This window comes from Streptomyces sp. NBC_00075, assembly GCF_045041225.1.
GTDB lineage: Bacteria > Actinomycetota > Actinomycetes > Streptomycetales > Streptomycetaceae > Streptomyces > Streptomyces adonidis.
In genome coordinates, this window is record NZ_CP108243.1 from 5,490,495 (window position 1) to 5,507,240 (window position 16,746).

At 72.5% G+C, this 16,746-nt stretch carries 15 protein-coding genes; 4 read left to right on the forward strand and 11 right to left on the reverse strand.

Annotated features, from left to right (window positions below; translation table 11 throughout):
- Window positions 1-68 precede the first annotated feature (68 nt).
- Both OG787_RS23795 and OG787_RS23800 read left to right on the forward strand, forming a co-directional pair.
- On the forward strand, window positions 69-1,082 hold the full coding sequence (locus OG787_RS23795) for an ATP-binding cassette domain-containing protein (protein WP_405536317.1): 1,014 nt from the start codon (window positions 69-71) through the stop codon (window positions 1,080-1,082).
- Entirely contained in the window at window positions 1,079-1,930 is an 852-nt protein-coding gene (locus tag OG787_RS23800; protein ID WP_405536318.1) for an ABC transporter permease, read from the forward strand. The genes OG787_RS23795 and OG787_RS23800 overlap by 4 nt, the downstream gene beginning before the upstream one ends.
- Window positions 1,931-1,938: 8 nt before the next feature.
- Here the strand turns inward: OG787_RS23800 and OG787_RS23805 are convergent, their stop codons facing one another.
- From OG787_RS23805 to pdhA, 6 genes are read right to left on the reverse strand one after another with little or no spacing between them, the layout of a single operon-like run.
- On the reverse strand, window positions 1,939-3,039 hold the full coding sequence (locus tag OG787_RS23805) for a TrkA family potassium uptake protein (RefSeq protein WP_369029185.1): 1,101 nt from the start codon (window positions 3,037-3,039) through the stop codon (window positions 1,939-1,941).
- 31 nt (window positions 3,040-3,070) lie between these two features.
- Window positions 3,071-4,495: a molybdopterin molybdotransferase MoeA gene (locus OG787_RS23810; RefSeq protein WP_405536319.1), complete on the reverse strand. Its 1,425-nt coding sequence runs from the start codon at window positions 4,493-4,495 to the stop codon at window positions 3,071-3,073.
- Complete coding sequence (locus OG787_RS23815) at window positions 4,492-5,430, reverse strand: NTP transferase domain-containing protein (RefSeq protein WP_369029183.1); 939 nt, start codon at window positions 5,428-5,430, stop codon at window positions 4,492-4,494. Before OG787_RS23815 ends, OG787_RS23810 begins: the two co-directional genes overlap by 4 nt.
- A gap of 55 nt (window positions 5,431-5,485) precedes the next feature.
- Window positions 5,486-6,790: a dihydrolipoamide acetyltransferase family protein gene (locus tag OG787_RS23820; protein ID WP_369029182.1), complete on the reverse strand. Its 1,305-nt coding sequence runs from the start codon at window positions 6,788-6,790 to the stop codon at window positions 5,486-5,488.
- Window positions 6,790-7,794, reverse strand: coding sequence for an alpha-ketoacid dehydrogenase subunit beta (locus OG787_RS23825; protein WP_369029181.1), 1,005 nt, complete (start codon window positions 7,792-7,794; stop codon window positions 6,790-6,792). Before OG787_RS23825 ends, OG787_RS23820 begins: the two co-directional genes overlap by 1 nt.
- Window positions 7,794-8,927 (reverse strand): pyruvate dehydrogenase (acetyl-transferring) E1 component subunit alpha, encoded by a 1,134-nt coding sequence (pdhA, locus tag OG787_RS23830; RefSeq protein ID WP_369029180.1) that lies wholly within the window; start codon window positions 8,925-8,927, stop codon window positions 7,794-7,796. Before pdhA ends, OG787_RS23825 begins: the two co-directional genes overlap by 1 nt.
- Window positions 8,928-9,117: 190 nt before the next feature.
- On the opposite strand from pdhA, the gene OG787_RS23835 reads away from it, so the two are divergent.
- The gene (locus OG787_RS23835; protein WP_235480016.1) at window positions 9,118-9,603 is read left to right on the forward strand and encodes an Lrp/AsnC family transcriptional regulator; all 486 of its coding nucleotides are present in this window, start codon (window positions 9,118-9,120) and stop codon (window positions 9,601-9,603) included.
- Window positions 9,604-9,623: 20 nt separating this feature from the next.
- On the opposite strand, the gene OG787_RS23840 is transcribed toward OG787_RS23835, so the two are convergent.
- On the reverse strand, window positions 9,624-10,214 hold the full coding sequence (locus OG787_RS23840) for a TetR/AcrR family transcriptional regulator (RefSeq protein WP_235476780.1): 591 nt from the start codon (window positions 10,212-10,214) through the stop codon (window positions 9,624-9,626).
- Window positions 10,211-11,725, reverse strand: a complete 1,515-nt coding sequence (locus OG787_RS23845) for a 3-hydroxyacyl-CoA dehydrogenase (protein WP_405536320.1) — start codon at window positions 11,723-11,725, stop codon at window positions 10,211-10,213. The genes OG787_RS23840 and OG787_RS23845 overlap by 4 nt, the downstream gene beginning before the upstream one ends.
- A 172-nt stretch (window positions 11,726-11,897) precedes the next feature.
- Between OG787_RS23845 and paaN the strand changes: the two genes are divergently transcribed.
- Window positions 11,898-13,589, forward strand: a complete 1,692-nt coding sequence (paaN, locus tag OG787_RS23850) for a phenylacetic acid degradation protein PaaN (protein WP_405536321.1) — start codon at window positions 11,898-11,900, stop codon at window positions 13,587-13,589.
- A 93-nt stretch (window positions 13,590-13,682) separates the two neighbouring features.
- On the opposite strand, the gene OG787_RS23855 is transcribed toward paaN, so the two are convergent.
- Genes OG787_RS23855 through OG787_RS23865 form a run of 3 tightly spaced genes read right to left on the reverse strand, consistent with a single transcriptional unit; the run spans window position 13,683 to window position 16,563 of the window.
- On the reverse strand, window positions 13,683-14,447 hold the full coding sequence (locus OG787_RS23855; RefSeq protein WP_405536322.1) for a TrmH family RNA methyltransferase: 765 nt from the start codon (window positions 14,445-14,447) through the stop codon (window positions 13,683-13,685).
- Window positions 14,444-15,709 (reverse strand): HTTM domain-containing protein, encoded by a 1,266-nt coding sequence (locus OG787_RS23860; protein ID WP_405536323.1) that lies wholly within the window; start codon window positions 15,707-15,709, stop codon window positions 14,444-14,446. Before OG787_RS23860 ends, OG787_RS23855 begins: the two co-directional genes overlap by 4 nt.
- Window positions 15,706-16,563, reverse strand: coding sequence for a DUF5819 family protein (locus OG787_RS23865; protein WP_405536324.1), 858 nt, complete (start codon window positions 16,561-16,563; stop codon window positions 15,706-15,708). The genes OG787_RS23860 and OG787_RS23865 overlap by 4 nt, the downstream gene beginning before the upstream one ends.
- Window positions 16,564-16,746 lie beyond the last annotated feature (183 nt).

Genomic DNA, 16,746 nt, shown 5'->3' on the forward strand with positions numbered 1-16,746 from the left:
TTTCCGGCCGACCGACGGTCTCCTTTTGCGTCACCCCGTACGCAAGGACTCCGGAAGGACCACGAGACATGAGCCCACAGGCAGCCAGAGCGGGCAGGGCGGCCGAGGCGCCCGACCTCGCGATCGAGACCGCGAGTCTGGTGAAGACGTTCGGCGAGACCCGGGCCGTCGACGGCGTCGACCTCACCGTGCCCACCGGCACGGTCTACGGAGTCCTCGGGCCGAACGGCGCCGGCAAGACGACCACCGTGAAGATGCTGGCCACGCTGCTCCGGCCGGACGGCGGCGAGGCGCACGTCTTCGGCCACGACGTGGTGCGCGAGGCCGACGCGGTACGCGGCAGGGTGAGCCTCACCGGCCAGTACGCGTCCGTGGACGAGGACCTCACCGGCACCGAGAACCTGGTGCTGCTCGGCCGGCTCCTCGGCCACCACAAGCGGACCGCGCGCGAGCGTGCCGCCCAGCTCCTGGAGGCCTTCGGGCTCACGGAGGCGGCGGCGAAGCAGGTCAAGCACTACTCCGGCGGTATGCGGCGGCGCATCGACATCGCCGCGTCCATCCTCAACACCCCCGACCTGCTCTTCCTCGACGAGCCGACGACCGGTCTGGACCCGCGCAGCCGCAACCAGGTGTGGGACATCGTGCGCGCGGTGGTCGCCCAGGGCACGACCGTGCTGCTGACCACGCAGTATCTGGACGAGGCCGACCAGCTGGCGTCCCGGATCGCCGTCATCGACAAGGGCAAGGTCATCGCGGAGGGCACGAAGGGCGAGCTGAAGGCGTCCGTCGGCGCCGGCTCCGTGCACCTGCGGCTGCGCGATCCGGCCCAGCGGCCCGAGGCGGAGGAGGTGCTGCGGCTCGCCCTCGACGCGACCGTGCAGCGCGAGCCCGACCCGGTCGCGCTGACGGCCCGCATCGGGACGTCGGTCAGCGACACCGCGGCCGAGCAGGCGGCCCGCGCGCTCGCCGAACTGGCCCGCTGCGGCATCCACGTCGACAACTTCTCCCTGGGCCAGCCCAGCCTGGACGAGGTGTTCCTCGCCCTCACCGGACACGACACGGAAGACGAGGTGGCGGCATGAGCACCGCGACCACCACCACCGAGGGCCGGGAACTCGCCCCCGTCAGCGCCGAATCCCTCGCCGCGCTGCTCGTCACCAAGGACCGGCCGCCGCGCCCCAGCGCGCTCTCCGCGTCCCTCACCTTCGGCTGGCGCGCGATCCTCAAGATCAAGCACGTCCCGGAGCAGCTCTTCGACGTCACCGCGTTCCCGATCATGATGGTGCTGATGTACACGTACCTGTTCGGGGGCGCCCTGGCGGGCTCCCCGCGCGAGTACATCCAGTTCCTGCTGCCGGGCATCCTGGTGATGTCGGTCGTGATGATCACGATGTACACAGGTGTCTCGGTCAACACGGACATCGAGAAGGGCGTCTTCGACCGCTTCCGTACGCTGCCGATCTGGCGGCCGGCCGTGATGGTCGGCTATCTCCTCGGCGACGCCCTGCGCTACACCATGGCGTCCGTGGTGATGCTGACGGTCGGCATCATCCTGGGCTACCGCCCCGACGGCGGAGTGGTGGGCGTGGCCGCCGGCATCGCCCTCCTCCTGGTCTTCTCCTTCGCCTTCTCCTGGATCTGGACCATGTTCGGGCTGCTGCTGCGCACGGAGAAGTCGGTGATGGGCGTCAGCATGATGGTGATCTTCCCGCTGACCTTCCTGTCGAACGTCTTCGTCGACCCGAGCACCATGCCCGGCTGGCTCCAGGCCTTCGTCAACAACAGCCCGATCACCCATGTGTCGTCGGCGGTACGGGAGCTGATGGCCGGCGAGTGGCCGGCCGCCGAGATCGCCTGGTCGCTGGGGTGGGCAGGCCTGCTGATGCTGGTCTTCGGCCCGATCACGATGCGCCTCTACAACCGCAAGTAGTCCCAGCCCTACGTGAGTTTGCGGGCGTCGGGTGCCACATGGGCGCCCGGCGTCGCCCGCACGATGGTGATGAGCCGGTCGGCCACCTGGAGCTCCCCGATGGACGGATCGTCGTAACCCAGCACGCGATGCCCGCGTACGACGCTCACGACCAGGTCGTCCGTCTCGCGCGGCCCCTTGCCCACCTCGGCCTTTATGACCGGCCGTTCGACGATGTCCAGCCCGCTGCCCTGCTGGATGAGGTCCTCCATGACCATGCCGGCGGCGGGGCTGAGCACGGACAGCCCGAGCAGGCGCCCGGCCGCGCTCGCGCTGGTGATGACGGCGTCGGCGCCGGACTGCTTGAGCAGCGGCGCGTTCTCCTCCTCGCGCACGGCGGCCACGATCTTCGCCGTGCGGTTGAGCTGCCGGGCGGTGAGCGTGACGAGGACGGCCGTGTCGTCGCGCTGGGTGGCGATGATGATCTGCCGCGCCTTCTGTAGCTCGGCCCGCAGCAGTACGTCACTGCGCGTGGCGTCGCCGATCACTCCGGCGTACCCCTCGGCGGTGGCCGCCTCCACGGCCTTCGCGCTGGGGTCGACGACCACGACCTGTTCCTTCTTCAGCCCGGTGACACAGACGGTCTGCACGGCCGACCGTCCCTTGGTCCCGAACCCGATGACTACGGTGTGCTCTCGCAAGGCCGCCCTCCAGCGGTTCTGCCGCCACTCCTCGCGCGTGCGCTCCGTGAGGACTTCGAGAGTCGTGCCGACCAGGATGATCAGGAAGAGCACGCGCAGCGGTGTGATGACGAAGATGTTGGTGAACCGGGCGGCGTCACTGACGGGCGTGATGTCGCCGTACCCGGTGGTGGAGAGGGTGACGGTGGCGTAGTAGAAGGCGTCGAGGAGGTCGACGGAACGGTCGGAGTTGTCGGTGTAGCCGTCGTGGTCGGCGTAGACGATGAGGGCGGTCCCGACCAGCACCAGCAGCGCCATGGCGACGCGTTTTCCGACCTGGCGGATCGGCCGCTCCACCACGGTCCGGGGAAGTTTCACCCGATGGGTCACCAGATGCTCGTCCGCCTGGCGGGCGATGGCGTCATGGCCCGGCAGTTTCACGTGAAACATCCTCCTGTGCGGCCCGGCTGTATCGAATGTTTCACGTGAAACACACCCCGGCTTCGGTGGCTGCCGCCCAGGGCAGATCGAGCAGTTCGAGTTCCTGACCGGGGCGGGCGCCGCCGGGCGGCACGACCGCGAGGGCCTCGGCCGCCGCGATACCGCGCAGCATCGCCGGCCCGTTGTAGTGCAGCGGCACGGCCCGGTCGCCGCGTACGACGACGGGGATGAGCCGGGTGTCGTGCGGGTGCCCGTGCACCTCGTCCTTGAGCGGCAGCGTGTACGGCTCCGGCGCCGCCCGTCCCGCGAGGGTCCGCAGCAGGGGCTCGGCGAGGGTGAGCAGCCCGGAGACGGCGGCCAGCGGGTTGCCGGGCAGCCCGACGAGGTGCTGGTTCTCCTTGATCCGGGCCAGCAGCATGGGGTGCCCGGGGCGCACCTGCACACCGTTCACGAGCAGTTCGGCGCCGAGGCGGTGCAGGGTGGGGTGGACGTGGTCGACAGGTCCGGCGGCGGTGCCACCAGTCGTGACGACGATCTCGGCGGGAGAGTTCTTCAGGGCCGCGTAGAGCGCCTCGGCGTCGTCGCCGAGCCTGCGTACGGCGATGACGTCGGCGCCGAGCGAGCGCAGCCAGGGCGGCAGCATCGGGCCGAGCGCGTCCCGGATCAGACCGTCGTGCGGGAGTCCCTCGGTGAGCAACTCGTCGCCCAGGACGAGGACTTCGGCCCGGGGGCGGGGGATCGCGGCGAGGGTGTCGTACCCGGCGGCAGCGGCGAGGCCGAGCACGGCCGGGGTCACGAAGGTACCGATGGGCAGCAGCTGGTCGCCGGAGCGGCACTCCTGGCCGCGCGGCCGGATGTCCTGGCCGTGGCTCATGTCCCGGGTGGCGTGCAGCCGGCCCTTGTCGTCGGTGCGGCCGTGCTCGCTGCGCAGGACGGCGGTCGTGTCGTACGGGATGCGGGCGCCCGTCGCGATCCGTACCGCGCTGCCGTCGGTGAGCGGCTCGGGCTGGGCGTGCCCGGCGAGGACACCGGCCTCGCGCACGTCCCAGGGGCCGGGTCCGGCCACCGCCCAGCCGTCCATCGCGGAGGTGTCGAAGGAGGGGAGATCGGTGAGGGCCGCCAGGGGAGCGGCGAGGACCAGGCCAAGGGCGGCGTCGAGGGGGACGGAGACGGGGGCCGTGGCGGTACGGGGGACCTGGCGGGCGGCGCGCTCGGCGATGGCGCGGGCCTGGGGCCAGGGGGTGGCCCGGGGGCGGGCGGGGGCGGGAGTGAGATCCCCTTTGGTGCCGGGGCCGGGTTGGTCGGCCTCCACGTCGTAGACGCCCTCTCCTGTGGGGGCGGGTACTGCGGCGCCCTCGGGGGTCGGCCTGTCACCATGCCCACCGCCGCCACGGCCATTGGCTTCGTTCACGAGGGCGAGCGCCTCCTCGGCGCCGAGGTCGTCCAGGTCGCTGCGGGCGGTCATCCGGCGTCCGGGCGGCTGTCGGGGGCCTGGCCCGCACCGGGTTCGGCGTCGGCGGTCTTCGCGTCCGCCTTGGCCTCCTCGGCCCAGCGCAGGGCGAGGGCGACGGCCTTGCGGGTGGCCTCGGCGACCTCCTCCGGGCCTCCCCCGGCCCGGCCCGCCGCGTATCCGACGAGGAACGTCGTCAGTGGGGCGGCCGGCCTGGCCACTCCGTGCGCGGCATCGCGGGCGAGGTCGAGGAGGAGGCCGGTGTCGACGTCCAGGTCGATGCCCAGTTCGTCCTTGGCTGCGGAAATCCATTCGTCCAACACGTGCCCATGCTCCCTGATGCGTGCTCTGGCGGCGGCGATGTCGTCCCAGGTGTCGCAGTCGAAGGACGCGACGGGGTCGGAGACCCGGGTGAGTGCGAGCGCGCCGGTCAGCCGGCGCAGCGGCAGGCCGGTGAGGCCACCGTGTTCGAGGGCGAGCGCGTCCAGCTCCCGGCGCAGCGCGGACGTCCGGTACGCGGCCACGAGCGGCTGGTCCCGGCCGTCGGGGTCGGTGAGCAGCGCGCCCTCGGCGCCGCTCGTCTCCAGGGCGTCGAGGAGCCGCCGTACCGTCGCCGGTTCGAGGAACGGGAGATCGGCGGAGAGGACGACGACCTGCGCGGCCCCGGTCTGTCGCAGGCCCGCGTCGAGCGCGGCGACGGGTCCGCCGCCCGGCGGGTCCTCGTGGGCCCAGGTCACGGGCCGTGCGGTGGGCCGGGGGCCGGCCACGACCACGGTGGTGCCGGCGTCGGCGCAGGCGGCGAGCACCCGGTCGAGGAGCGCGCGCCCGCCCACCCTGACGCCGGGCTTGTCGGCGCCGCCGAGGCGTCGGGCGGCCCCGCCCGCGAGCACGACGGCGTCGTAGCCGTCGGCGCCGGGGATCCCTGAGGGCTGGGGCTCATGCGCGGTCACCCTCCGAGTATGCGGGCCCCCGCTGATCACAGGGAACGGGCGCGCGCCCCCCTGATCACAGTGTGCGCAGCAGCACCGCCGGCTGTTCGACACAGTCCGCCACATAGCGCAGGAAACCGCCCGCCGTGCCGCCGTCGCACACCCGGTGGTCGAAGGTGAGCCCCAGCTGGACGACCTGGCGCACCGCCAGCTCGCCCTCGTGCACCCACGGCTTGGGGACGATCCGGCCGACGCCGAGCATGGCCGCCTCGGGGTGGTTGAGGATCGGTGTGGAGCCGTCGACGCCGAAGACGCCGTAGTTGTTCAACGTGAAGGTCCCGCCGGTGAGTTCGGCGGGGGTGAGGGTGCCGGTGCGGGCGGTCTCGGTCAGCCGCGCGATCTCCGCGCTCAGCGACTCGGCGTTCCTGGTGTGCGCGTCCCGGACGACGGGGACGACGAGCCCGCGTTCGGTCTGGGCGGCGAAGCCGAGGTGGACGCGGTCGAGCCGGACGATCTCCCTGGCCTCCAGGTCGACCGTGGAGTTCAGCTCCGGGTAGCGGGCGAGGGCGGCGGTGCAGATCCGGGCGAGCAGGGCGAGGAGGGAGATCTTCGGCCCCCCGGCGCCGTTCATGTGCACGCGCGCGTGCATGAGTTCCGTCGCGTCGGCGTCGACCCAGCAGGTCGCGTCCGGGATCTCGCGCCGACTGCGGGAGAGCTTGTCGGCGACGGCACCGCGGATGCCCTTGAGGGGGACACGCGTGCCCTCGGCGGAGGCGGCGGCAGGTACGGGAGTAGCGGTCGGGGCCGGGGACTCGGTTCGCGCCGCGCCGTCGCGCAGGGCGCGCTCCACGTCGGCGCGCAGGATCAGTCCGTCGGGCCCGGAGCCCGCCAACTCCCGCAGATCCAGGCCGTTCTCGCGGGCGAGCCTGCGTACGAGCGGCGAGATGACCGGCACGGGACCGTCGCCCCGGGCGGGGGCAGGAGCCTGTACGTCCGTGACGGCCACCGGAGCGGCGGGCACCGCCTGTTCCCGCCGTACCCTGCGCCGCCGCGCGGGCGCCTCGGACGTGCCGTAACCGACGAGCACGTTCCCGGAGCCCCGGTCCGCGTCGCCCGCCGGTTCGGGGTGGGCCGGGGTCCCGACCGCGACCGTCACCAGGGGCGCCCCGACGGGGAGTTCGGTGCCCTCCTCGCCGAAGCGGGCGGTGACGACACCGCCGTAGGGACACGGCACGTCGACCATCGCCTTGGCCGTCTCGACCTCGACGACCGGCTGGTCCACGGCGACGACCTCGCCGACCTCGACCAGCCAGCGCACGATCAGCGCCTCGGTGAGTCCCTCGCCGAGATCGGGGAGCCTGAACTCCAGTACCTGTGCCATCAGCGTTCCGCCTCCCATTGCAACCGCCCCACGGCGTCCAGGACACGGTCGACGCCGGGCAGGTGGTGCCGCTCCAGCATCGGCGGCGGGTACGGGATGTCGAACCCGGCGACGCGCAGCACCGGCGCCTCCAGGTGATGGAAGCAGCGCTCCGTGACGCGGGCCGCGATCTCCCCGCCCGGGCCGCCGAAACCGCCCGACTCGTGGACGACGAGGGCCCGCCCGGTCCGCCGTACCGAGGCGCAGACCGTCTCGTCGTCGAACGGGACCAGGGAACGCAGGTCGACGACCTCCAGGTCCCAGCCCTCCGCCTCCGCCGCCTGTGCCGCTTCGAGGCACACGGGCAGCGACGGCCCGTACGTGATGAGCGTGGCGCTGCGACCCGGGCGCCGCACCACCGCGCGTCCTATCGGTCCAACGGCCGACGGCTCGTCCGGGTTCCAGGAATCCTTCGACCAGTACAGGCGCTTGGGCTCCAGGAACACCACCGGGTCGTCGGAGGCGATGGCGGCCCGCAGCAGGCCGTACGCGTCGGCGACCGTGGCGGGCGTGACGACATGGAGGCCCGGGGTCGCCATGTAGTACGCCTCGGAGGAGTCGCTGTGGTGCTCGACGCCGCCGATGCCGCCGCCGTAGGGAACCCGGACGGTGATCGGCAGGGGCATGGCGCCGCGCGTGCGGTTGCGCATCCGGGAGACGTGCGAGATCAGCTGCTCGAACGCCGGGTAGGCGAACGCGTCGAACTGCATCTCGACGACCGGGCGCAGACCGTACATGGCCATGCCGACGGCCGCCCCGAGGATGCCCGCCTCGGCCAGCGGGGTGTCCGTGCAGCGGTCCTCGCCGAACTCCTTCGCGAGCCCGTCGGTGACCCGGAAGACCCCGCCGAGAGTCCCGACGTCCTCACCCATGACGTGCACGGCCGGGTCGGCGGCCATGGCGTCGCGCATCGCACGCGTGAGGGCCTGCGCCATGGTGGCCGGTTTGAGGGCGACGGCGGTCATCAGTGCGCCCCTTCCGCCCCGGCGTCCAGCTCGGCCCGCAACTGGGCCCGCTGCTCGCGCAGTTGAGGGGTGGGTTCGGCGTAGACCTGGGCGAACAGGTCCATGGGGTCGAGTGCCGGGTCCTGGTTCATCCGGGCGCGCAGGTCGGCGGCGAGTGCCTCGGCGTCGTCGCGCGCGGCCCGGATGCCGTCCTCGTCGAGCAGCCCGCGCGCGGTGAGTTCCTGTTCGAGGAGGTCGATCGGGTCGTGCTCGCGCCAGGCGGCGACCTCGGAGTCCGTCCGGTAGCGCTTGTCGTCGTCGGCGTTGGTGTGCGCCTCCAGGCGGTACGTCACCGCCTCGACGAGCGTGGGACCACCACCCGCGCGCGCGTGCCGTACGGCGTCGCTCAGCACCTCGTACATGGCGACCGCGTCGTTGCCGTCGACCAGGCGGCCCGGCATCCCGTAGCCGACGGCCTTGTGGGCCAGCGACGGGGCTGCGGTCTGCTTGGCGAGCGGCACGGAGATCGCGAAGCCGTTGTTCTGGACCAGGAAGACGACCGGCGCCTGCCACACGGCGGCGAAGTTCAGCGCCTCGTGGAAGTCGCCCTCGCTGGTGCCGCCGTCGCCGACCATGGCCAGCGCGACCACGTCGTCGCCCTTGAGCCGGGCGGCGTGCGCGAGCCCGACGGCGTGCGGCAGCTGCGTCGCCAGCGGGGTGGACAGGGGCGCCACCCGGTGCTCACGCGGGTCGTACCCGGTGTGCCAGTCGCCGCGCAGCAGCGTCAGCGCCTGTACGGGGTCCACGCCACGGGCGACCACGGCGAGCGTGTCCCGGTAGCTGGGGAAGAGCCAGTCGCGGTCCTCCAGGGCGAGCGCGGCGGCCACCTCGCAGGCCTCCTGGCCGACGGTGGAGGGGTACACGGCGAGCCTGCCCTGCTTGGTGAGGGCGGTGGCCTGCGCGTTGTACCGCCGCCCGCGCACCAGCTGCGCGTACAGCCTGCGCAGCAGTCCCGGGTCCGCCTGCGCCGCCGCCTCGGTGCCGAGGACGCGGTACGGCGCCGCGTCGGGCAGCAGCGGCGCGGGGTCGGTACGGGGCTGCCAGGCGGGCGGCGGCGTGGGCCGGTATGCGCCCCGCTGCTCCATGACCGTCATGACGGCACCTCCTCGTGGGAGACGGCTTCGGGCACACCACGGATGTGAGGCGCCTCACCTACCGATTGTTCGGTCGTCGGCACATTTTGGCTACAGGCACCGCCAGGCTGTGGACAAACGGTTCTCCACAGCCTGAGATGGACGCAGTACGTCCATGGTAGGGAGGCGGGGGGACATGGCACCTGAACAAATGGCCGAACGCCCGGAGGGCGGCAACACCCTGCCGCCCGCGCGCCCGCTGGACGCCATCGATCAGGACATCCTTCAGATGCTCCAGGCGGACGGCCGGGCCTCGATCCGGTCCGTGGCCGAACGTGTGCACGTCTCCCGGGCCAACGCCTACGCGCGCATCAACCGCCTCATGGAGGACGGCGTGATCCGCGGTTTCGGCGCCCGCGTGGACCACGAACGCGCCGGGCAGGGCACCTCGGCGTACATCACCCTGAAGATCGTGCAGAACTCCTGGCGCACGGTCCGCGAACAGCTGCGGCAGCTCCCCGGGGCGGACCACATCGCCCTGGTGGGCGGCGACTTCGACGTGCTGCTCCTGGTCCACACCCCCGACAACAAGGCGCTGCGCGAGCTGGTCCTGATGCGCCTACAGGCCATGCCGGAGGTGCTCAGCACGCGCACGCTGCTGGTGTTCGAGGAGGAGGACCTGGACCTGGAGGGCTGAGGCGCCCCTCCACAGGACGCTCACTCCGGGCTGCGCAGCCCCCCGAAGACCAGCCGCACCACCGCGTCGGAGACCTCCCGCTCGCCCATGCCTCGCCCGTCGGGCCGGTACCACTCGACGACCGAGTTGATCATCCCGAAGACGAGCCGCGTCGCGAGCCGCACCTCCACGTCGCCGCGTACGTCCCCCTCGGCCGCCGCGGCCCTGAGCAGGTCGGCGACCCGGTGGTCGAAGTCCCGGCGCCGTTCCAGGGCCCAGCGCTCGGTGTCGGTGTTGCCGCGCACCCGCAGCAGCAGCGTCACGTACGGCAGTTCGGCCATGAGCACCTCGACCATGCGCCGTACGACGTACTCCAGACGTCCTGCGGCGGGCCCCACGCGCGCGTGCTCCTCGTCGAGGATCCCGAAGAGCCCGTCCAGCGCCCGGCTGACAGCGAGGCGCAGCAGCTCCTCCTTGCCGGTGACGTGGTGGTATATCGACGACTTGGAGATGCCCGCGGCCTTGGAGAGGTGCTCCATGGAGGTGCCGTCGTAGCCGCGCTCGTTGAACACCTGGACGGCGACCTGGAGCAGCGTCGTCGGCGTGTACGTGTCGCGCTTGGCGGTGGTCATGGGGTGCCCTCCCGCTTGTCGGTGGCGTACGCGTGGCGGTAGAGCGCGAGGGACGGCGCGTACCGTCCGCTCGGGTCGCGCTGGTGGAGTTCGTCGAGGATCTCGTGCGCCCAGCTCCGGCCGAGCCTGCGGCTCCATTCGAAGGGCCCGAGCGGGTAGTTGACGCCGAGGCGCATCGCCGTGTCGACGTCCTCCTCGGTGGCGACGCCCTTGGCGACGGCGTCGTGCGCGAGGTCGACGATCCGGGCCACCGTACGGGCGACGATCATGCCGGGGGCGTCCCCGAGGACGCTGACGTCCTTGCCGAGGGCCTGGAAGAGACCGATGGCCTCGGTGAGGGTCTGCGGCTGGGTGTCCTGGGAGGCGGACAGGGCCATGCGGGTCGCGCGCCGGTAGTCGAGGGCGAGGTCGAAGTAGACGACGTCCCGGAACTCGACGCTGGTCTGCCCGTCGGCGAGGACCAGCTGGCCGCCGCTGGGCAGCACCAGCCGGGTGCCGTGGTCCTCCTCGTCCTCGCGGACGGGAATGCCCGCCTCGCGGATCAGCGCGAGGAGGTCGGACGCGGGGCCCAGGTCGCCCTCCGCGACGACGTAGGCGGGCGCCTGGGCCTTCTCCGCGGTGTGCGGTTCGGCGCGCTCGGCGTCGTCCCCGTACTCGTACCAGCCCTGCCCGGTCTTGCGGCCGAGCCGGCCCGACTCGACGAGCCGCCGCTGGGCCAGCGAGGGCGTGAACCGCACGTCCTGGAAGAAGGCCTGCCACACGGAGTGGGTGACGGCCTCGTTGACGTCCTGCCCGATGAGGTCGGTCAGCTCGAAGGCGCCCATCCGGAAGCCGCCGCACTCGCGCAGCACCGCGTCGATGGTGGCGGGGTCGGCGGACTGCGCCTCGTACGCCGCGAAGGCCTCGGCGTAGAAGGGCCGGGCGAGGCGGTTGACGATGAAGCCGGGGGTGTCGGCGCAGGCGACCGGGGTCTTGCCCCAGGCGCGGGCCATCTCGTACGCGCGCGTGGCCGACGTGACGTCGGTGGCGAACCCGGAGACGACCTCCACAAGGGGCAGCAGCGGCGCCGGATTGAAGAAGTGCAGGCCGACGAACCGCCCGGGGTTGCGCAGGACGCCCCCGATGGCGGTGACGGACAGCGAGGAGGTGTTGGTGGCGAGCAGACAGTCGTCGTCGACCACGTCCTCCAGCGCGCGCAGCAACTCCTGCTTGACGTCGAGCCGTTCGAGGACGGCCTCGACGACGAGGGAGCAGTCGGCGAGTTCGCCGAGGCTCCCGGCGGCGTGCAGCCGGCCCCGGGCGGTGTCCCGGTCGGCCGCCGTCATCCGGTCCTTCTCGACGAGCCGGTCGAGCCGCGCGCCGATCGCGTCGGCGGCCTCCCGGGCACGCCCGGGAACGGCGTCGAACAGCCGTACGTGATGGCCGGCGACCAGCGCGACCTGGGCGATGCCCTGGCCCATGGTGCCGGTGCCGACGACGGCCACGGGGCTGCTGAGGTCGAGTGCTGTCATGTGCGCGATCCTCCCGCACGGGGTTGTCCACAGATGCGGCGGACCCCCTTGTCCCGACCGATCGTTCGGTTACTCTAACTCTGTCGTGCCTTTCCTGCCCAGGTCATGGCCCAGGTCATGTCCGAGGCCATGAGCTCAACGAAGTGCTCTTGAGACGAGGAGTTGTTCCCCGATGGCCGCCGAACTCACCGCGCACCAGCTGATCGCCCAGCACCGGCCCACCCTCGACCAGGCGCTGGAAGCGATCCGCACGCGCGCGTACTGGTCCCCGCACCCCGAACACCCCAAGGCGTACGGGCAGGACGGCAGCCTGGACCTGGCCGCCGGCAAGGCCGCCTTCGACGCCGTCCTGAACACCCGCCTCGACCTCGGCCAGCCCGGCACGGACGACTGGGTCGGCGGCGAGGAGTCCCCGTACGGCATCGTCCTGGGCGTCACCTACCCGCACGCGGACATCGACGTGCTGCTGCCCGCCATGAAGGCCGGCCAGCGCGCCTGGCGGGACGCGGGCGCGGAGGTGCGCGCGATGGTCTGCCTGGAGATCCTCAAGCGGATCAGCGGGCGGACGCACGAGTTCGCGCACGCGGTCATGCACACCAGTGGCCAGGCCTTCATGATGGCGTTCCAGGCAGGCGGCCCGCACGCCCAGGACCGCGGCCTGGAGGCGGTGGCGTACGCGTACGCGGAGCAGGTCCGCACCCCCGGCACCGCGGAGTGGAACAAGCCCCAGGGCAAGCGTGACCCGCTGGCCCTCACCAAGGAGTTCACCCCGGTCCCGCGCGGTGTCGCCCTCCTGATCGGCTGCAACACCTTCCCGACGTGGAACGGCTACCCGGGCCTGTTCGCGTCCCTGGCCACGGGCAACGCGGTCCTCGTGAAGCCCCACCCGCGCGCGGTGCTGCCGCTCGCGCTGACGGTCCAGGTGGCGCGCGAGGTCCTGGCGGAGACCGGCTTCGACCCGAACCTGGTGGCACTGGCCGCCGAGCGCCCCGGCGAGGGCATCGCGAAGGCCCTGGCGACCCGCCCGGAGATCCGCATCATCGACTACACGGGCTCGACGGCGTTCGGCGACTGGCTGGAGGCCAACGCCCGCCAGGCGCAGGTCTACACGGAGAAGGCCGGCGTCAACACGGTGATCGTGGAGTCGACCGACGACTACAAGGGCATGCTGTCGAACCTCGCGTTCGCCCTCTCCCTGTACAGCGGCCAGATGTGCACGACCCCCCAGAACCTCCTGATCCCCCGCGACGGCATCCGTACGGAGGAGGGCCACAAGTCGTACGACGAGGTGGTCACCGGTCTCGCGGCGGCCGTCGGTGGCCTCCTGGGCGACGACGCGCGCGCGAACGGTCTGCTGGGCGCGATCGTCAACCCCGACGTGAAGGCCCGCCTGGAGGCGGCGGCCGGGCTCGGCGAGGTCGCCCTGGCCTCACGGGAGATCACGAACCCCGACTTCCCGGACGCCGTGGTCCGCACCCCCGTCATCGTGAAGCTCGACGGTGCCAAGCCGGACTCGGAGGCCGCCTACATGAGCGAGTGCTTCGGCCCGGTCTCCTTCGCCGTCTCGGTCGACTCGGCGGCGGACGCGGTGGAGCTGCTGCGGCGGACGGTCCGCGAGAAGGGCGCGATGACGGTCGGCGCGTACACGACCGACCCGGAGTTCGAACAGGCCGTCGAGGAGGCCTGCCTGGAGGAGTGCGCCCAGCTGTCGCTGAACCTGACCGGCGGGGTGTACGTCAACCAGACGGCCGCCTTCTCCGACTTCCACGGCTCGGGCGGCAACCCGGCGGCGAACGCGGCCCTGTGCGACGGGGCGTTCGTGGCGAACCGGTTCCGGGTGGTGGAGGTACGCCGACCGGCGTAGGCGCTCGTCTGGGGACGCGGCCTGTTCACCGCGGGCCGGTGGGGGCTGGTCGCGCAGTTCCCCGCGCCCCGTAAGGGCGTGGCTCCGCACCGCTCAGAAGGCCGCGCCGCTCGTGACGCTCCAGTGGTACAGCGTCATGGCCACGCTCGTCGCCAGGTTGTAGCTGGAGACCTGGGGGCGCATCGGGAGGGACACCAGGTGGTCGGCACGCGCGCGTAGGTCGGGTGACAGCCCGCTGCGCTCGGAGCCGAAGGCGAGGACGGCGTCGTCCGGGAGCTTCAGGCCCCGGATGTCGTCGCCCTCCGGGTCGAGCGCGAACACCGGCCCGTACGGCAGCTCGGCCACCGTCAGCCGCTCCACGGCGGTCGCGAAGTGCAGCCCCGCCCCACCGCGTACGACGGTGGGGTGCCAGGGGTCGAGCGTCCCGGTGGTGACGACCCCGGTCGCGCCGAACCCGGCCGCGAGCCGGATCACCGCCCCGGCGTTGCCGAGGTTGCGCGGGTTGTCGAGGACGACGACGGGTGCGGTCCGGGGTGTGCGCGCGAGCACCTCCAGATGGGCCGCGCGGGAGGGCCGTACGGCCAGGGCGGCCACCGCGGTGGGGTGCGGGCGCGGCACGAGGGACGTGTACGCCGTCTCCGGGACCTCGGTCAGCAGGGCGTCCAGGGTGTCCCGTACGTCCGGGGCCAGCTCGTCGGCGAGAGCGAGCGTCGCGCGTCGGTCCGTGGTCACGGCCACCGGAATCCGCGCGCCGAAGCGGACGGCGTGCTTGAGGGCGTGGAAGCCGTCGAGCAGGACGGAGGAGCCCACGAGCCGGTGCCACTCGGCCACCACGGGCCCTGTCGCCGCTTCCGTCATGCCTTGAAGCCTACGTGCGGGGGTTCCGCCGACTCGTCCGCGGCGGGCTCGTCGGCCGCCCCGGAAGCTGGTGGGTCCGGCTCCGCACGCCCGTGGCCCCGCAGCCGGGAGACCAGGCGCACGCGCGCGCGTGCTGCCCGGTCGCCGAGGCGGCGCAGGAAGGAGGTCGGCAGGAACACGGCGTCCGCGGCGATCATCGCGAGCGAGAAGAAGGGCAGCCCGAGGACGACGGCGATCACGGCGTGCTCGGTCATCATCACGGCCAGCAGGACGTTCTTGACCCGCCGGTTGAACAGTGTGAAGGGGAAGGCGACCTGCACGATCACCGTCCCGTAGGTCACCAGCATCACCATGGTGCCGCTCGACGACATCAGGTCGGAGAGCGCGGGCCACGGGGAGAAGTAGTCGAGGTGGAGCGGGTAGTAGACGGCGGTGCCGTCCTGCCAGCGCGAGCCCTGGATCTTGTACCAGCCGGCCGTCGCGTAGATCAGACAGGCCTCGGCCATGATCACGAAGAGGGCCGCGTTGTGCACGAGGTTGCCGACGATGTCGAGCAGCATCCGGGGCTCCCCGCCCCGCCCCCGGCGCGACACGGCCCACCACACGGCCTGCGCCAGCCACATGCCCCAGAGGATCACCGGGACCAGCGGGTCGCCGTCGAGCCTGCCTGCGGCGGTACCGGCGACGAGGAGCAGCCCGAGGACGGTCCAGAGCGCCGGGCCCACCCGGTCGGGGGCGGGGTCGAAGAGCACGCGCGCGCGTGCCTCGCGGGCGCGCCGGGCGTCCAGGGACCACACCTGGCCACAGCGCGTGAACACCAGATAGAGGGACATCAGGTGCAGGACGTTGTCGCCGCCGTCGCCCACGAAGATGCTGCGGTTCTGGAGCGAGAGCACACCGACCATGAAGACCACGGACACGGTGCGGGTCCGCCAGCCGAGCAGCAGCAGAAGACTGGCGAGCACGGCGAGCACGTAGACCAGCTCGAACCAGATCTGGCTGCCGGACCACATCAGAACGGTGAAGGCGCCGTTGTCGGCGGTGAGCTGCTGGGCGAGATCCCAGCTCCAGGGGCCGTCGGGCCCGTACAGCTCCTGTCGGTGCGGGAACTCGCGCAGCAGGAACAGCAGCCAGGTCGCCGAGAAGCCGATCCGGACGACGGCGGCCTGGTAGGGCCCCAGGGCGTTCTCGGTGACCCGCCCGATGCCGAGGGAGACGGAACGGGCCAGCGAGCGGGCAGCGGCCGGCGCGGGGCGGGTCATGAGGCGTCCGCCCGCGTCGTGTCGGCGGCGCCCGCCGCCCGGGCCGCCTCCTCGTCGTCGGGGACGGGCCACCAGGGCAGCACGCGGTACGTCGGCTTCTCGGGCACCTGCACCTGTTCCTGGCTCCACTCGGGCGGCCGGACGTTGCTGCTGCGGGAGCGGACCTGGACGCGGTCGATCGTGCCGCCGGGGCCGGCCGCGTCCTCGCGGTCGAGGCGCAGGACGACGATGCGGCGCAGATACTGCTCGGCGAGGGCCCCGCGCAGGCCCGAGGGGCGGTTCTGGGCGTCGTGCGAGGCGACGAGGAAGTCCCAGGCCCGGCGCAGCTCGTTCTGCTGGGTGTGGCTCGGCACCGGATTGCCGTGGATGGCCTCGCCGTCCAGCGCGGAGAGGTCGTACCAGGCGGTCGTACGGGCCCCGCCGTCCGCGGTGCGGACATCGGCGCGGACCTCGACAGCGATGTTCTGCTGGAGCGGGTTGGGGGCGAACAGCTTCCAGTTCTGCTCGAACTCCGGGTAGATCCAGTCGTCGATCGTCCGCGCGTGCGCCTTGGTGACCGTGTTCGAGGGCGCGACGTGCAGAAAGACCATCCCGAGGTGCGCGCACGCGGCGACGGCGACGACCGCGAGGGCCAGGGCGGCGCCAATCTGGTACGGGAGGGAGAGGGCGGCCAGCGAGGGGCGGGGCGCTTCCCGGGAACCGTCGGGGGCCGGGGAGCCGAGGGGAGACGCGCTGTCACCCTCCGGCGGGCCGGACCCGGGCGACGGCGGGGGGCCGTCGGGCGCGGAGCCCTCGGCCCCGTCGGGCGCGTCACGCCCGTGCCGGGCGTCCGAGCCTGCCTCGTACGCGTCCATTCCGCCCCGTCTCCCGATACCCGGTCCCACGCACCCCACGACACGGCGTGCGCACGGGCACGGTACTCAGGCCCACCCTCCCTGCGCAGCCCCCTCAGCACACCTGCACGACCTGCACACCGCACCCGCGAGGGACGGCCCGGGGAGTTGTCCACAGCCGTTGACACCCTACGACCCACCGCC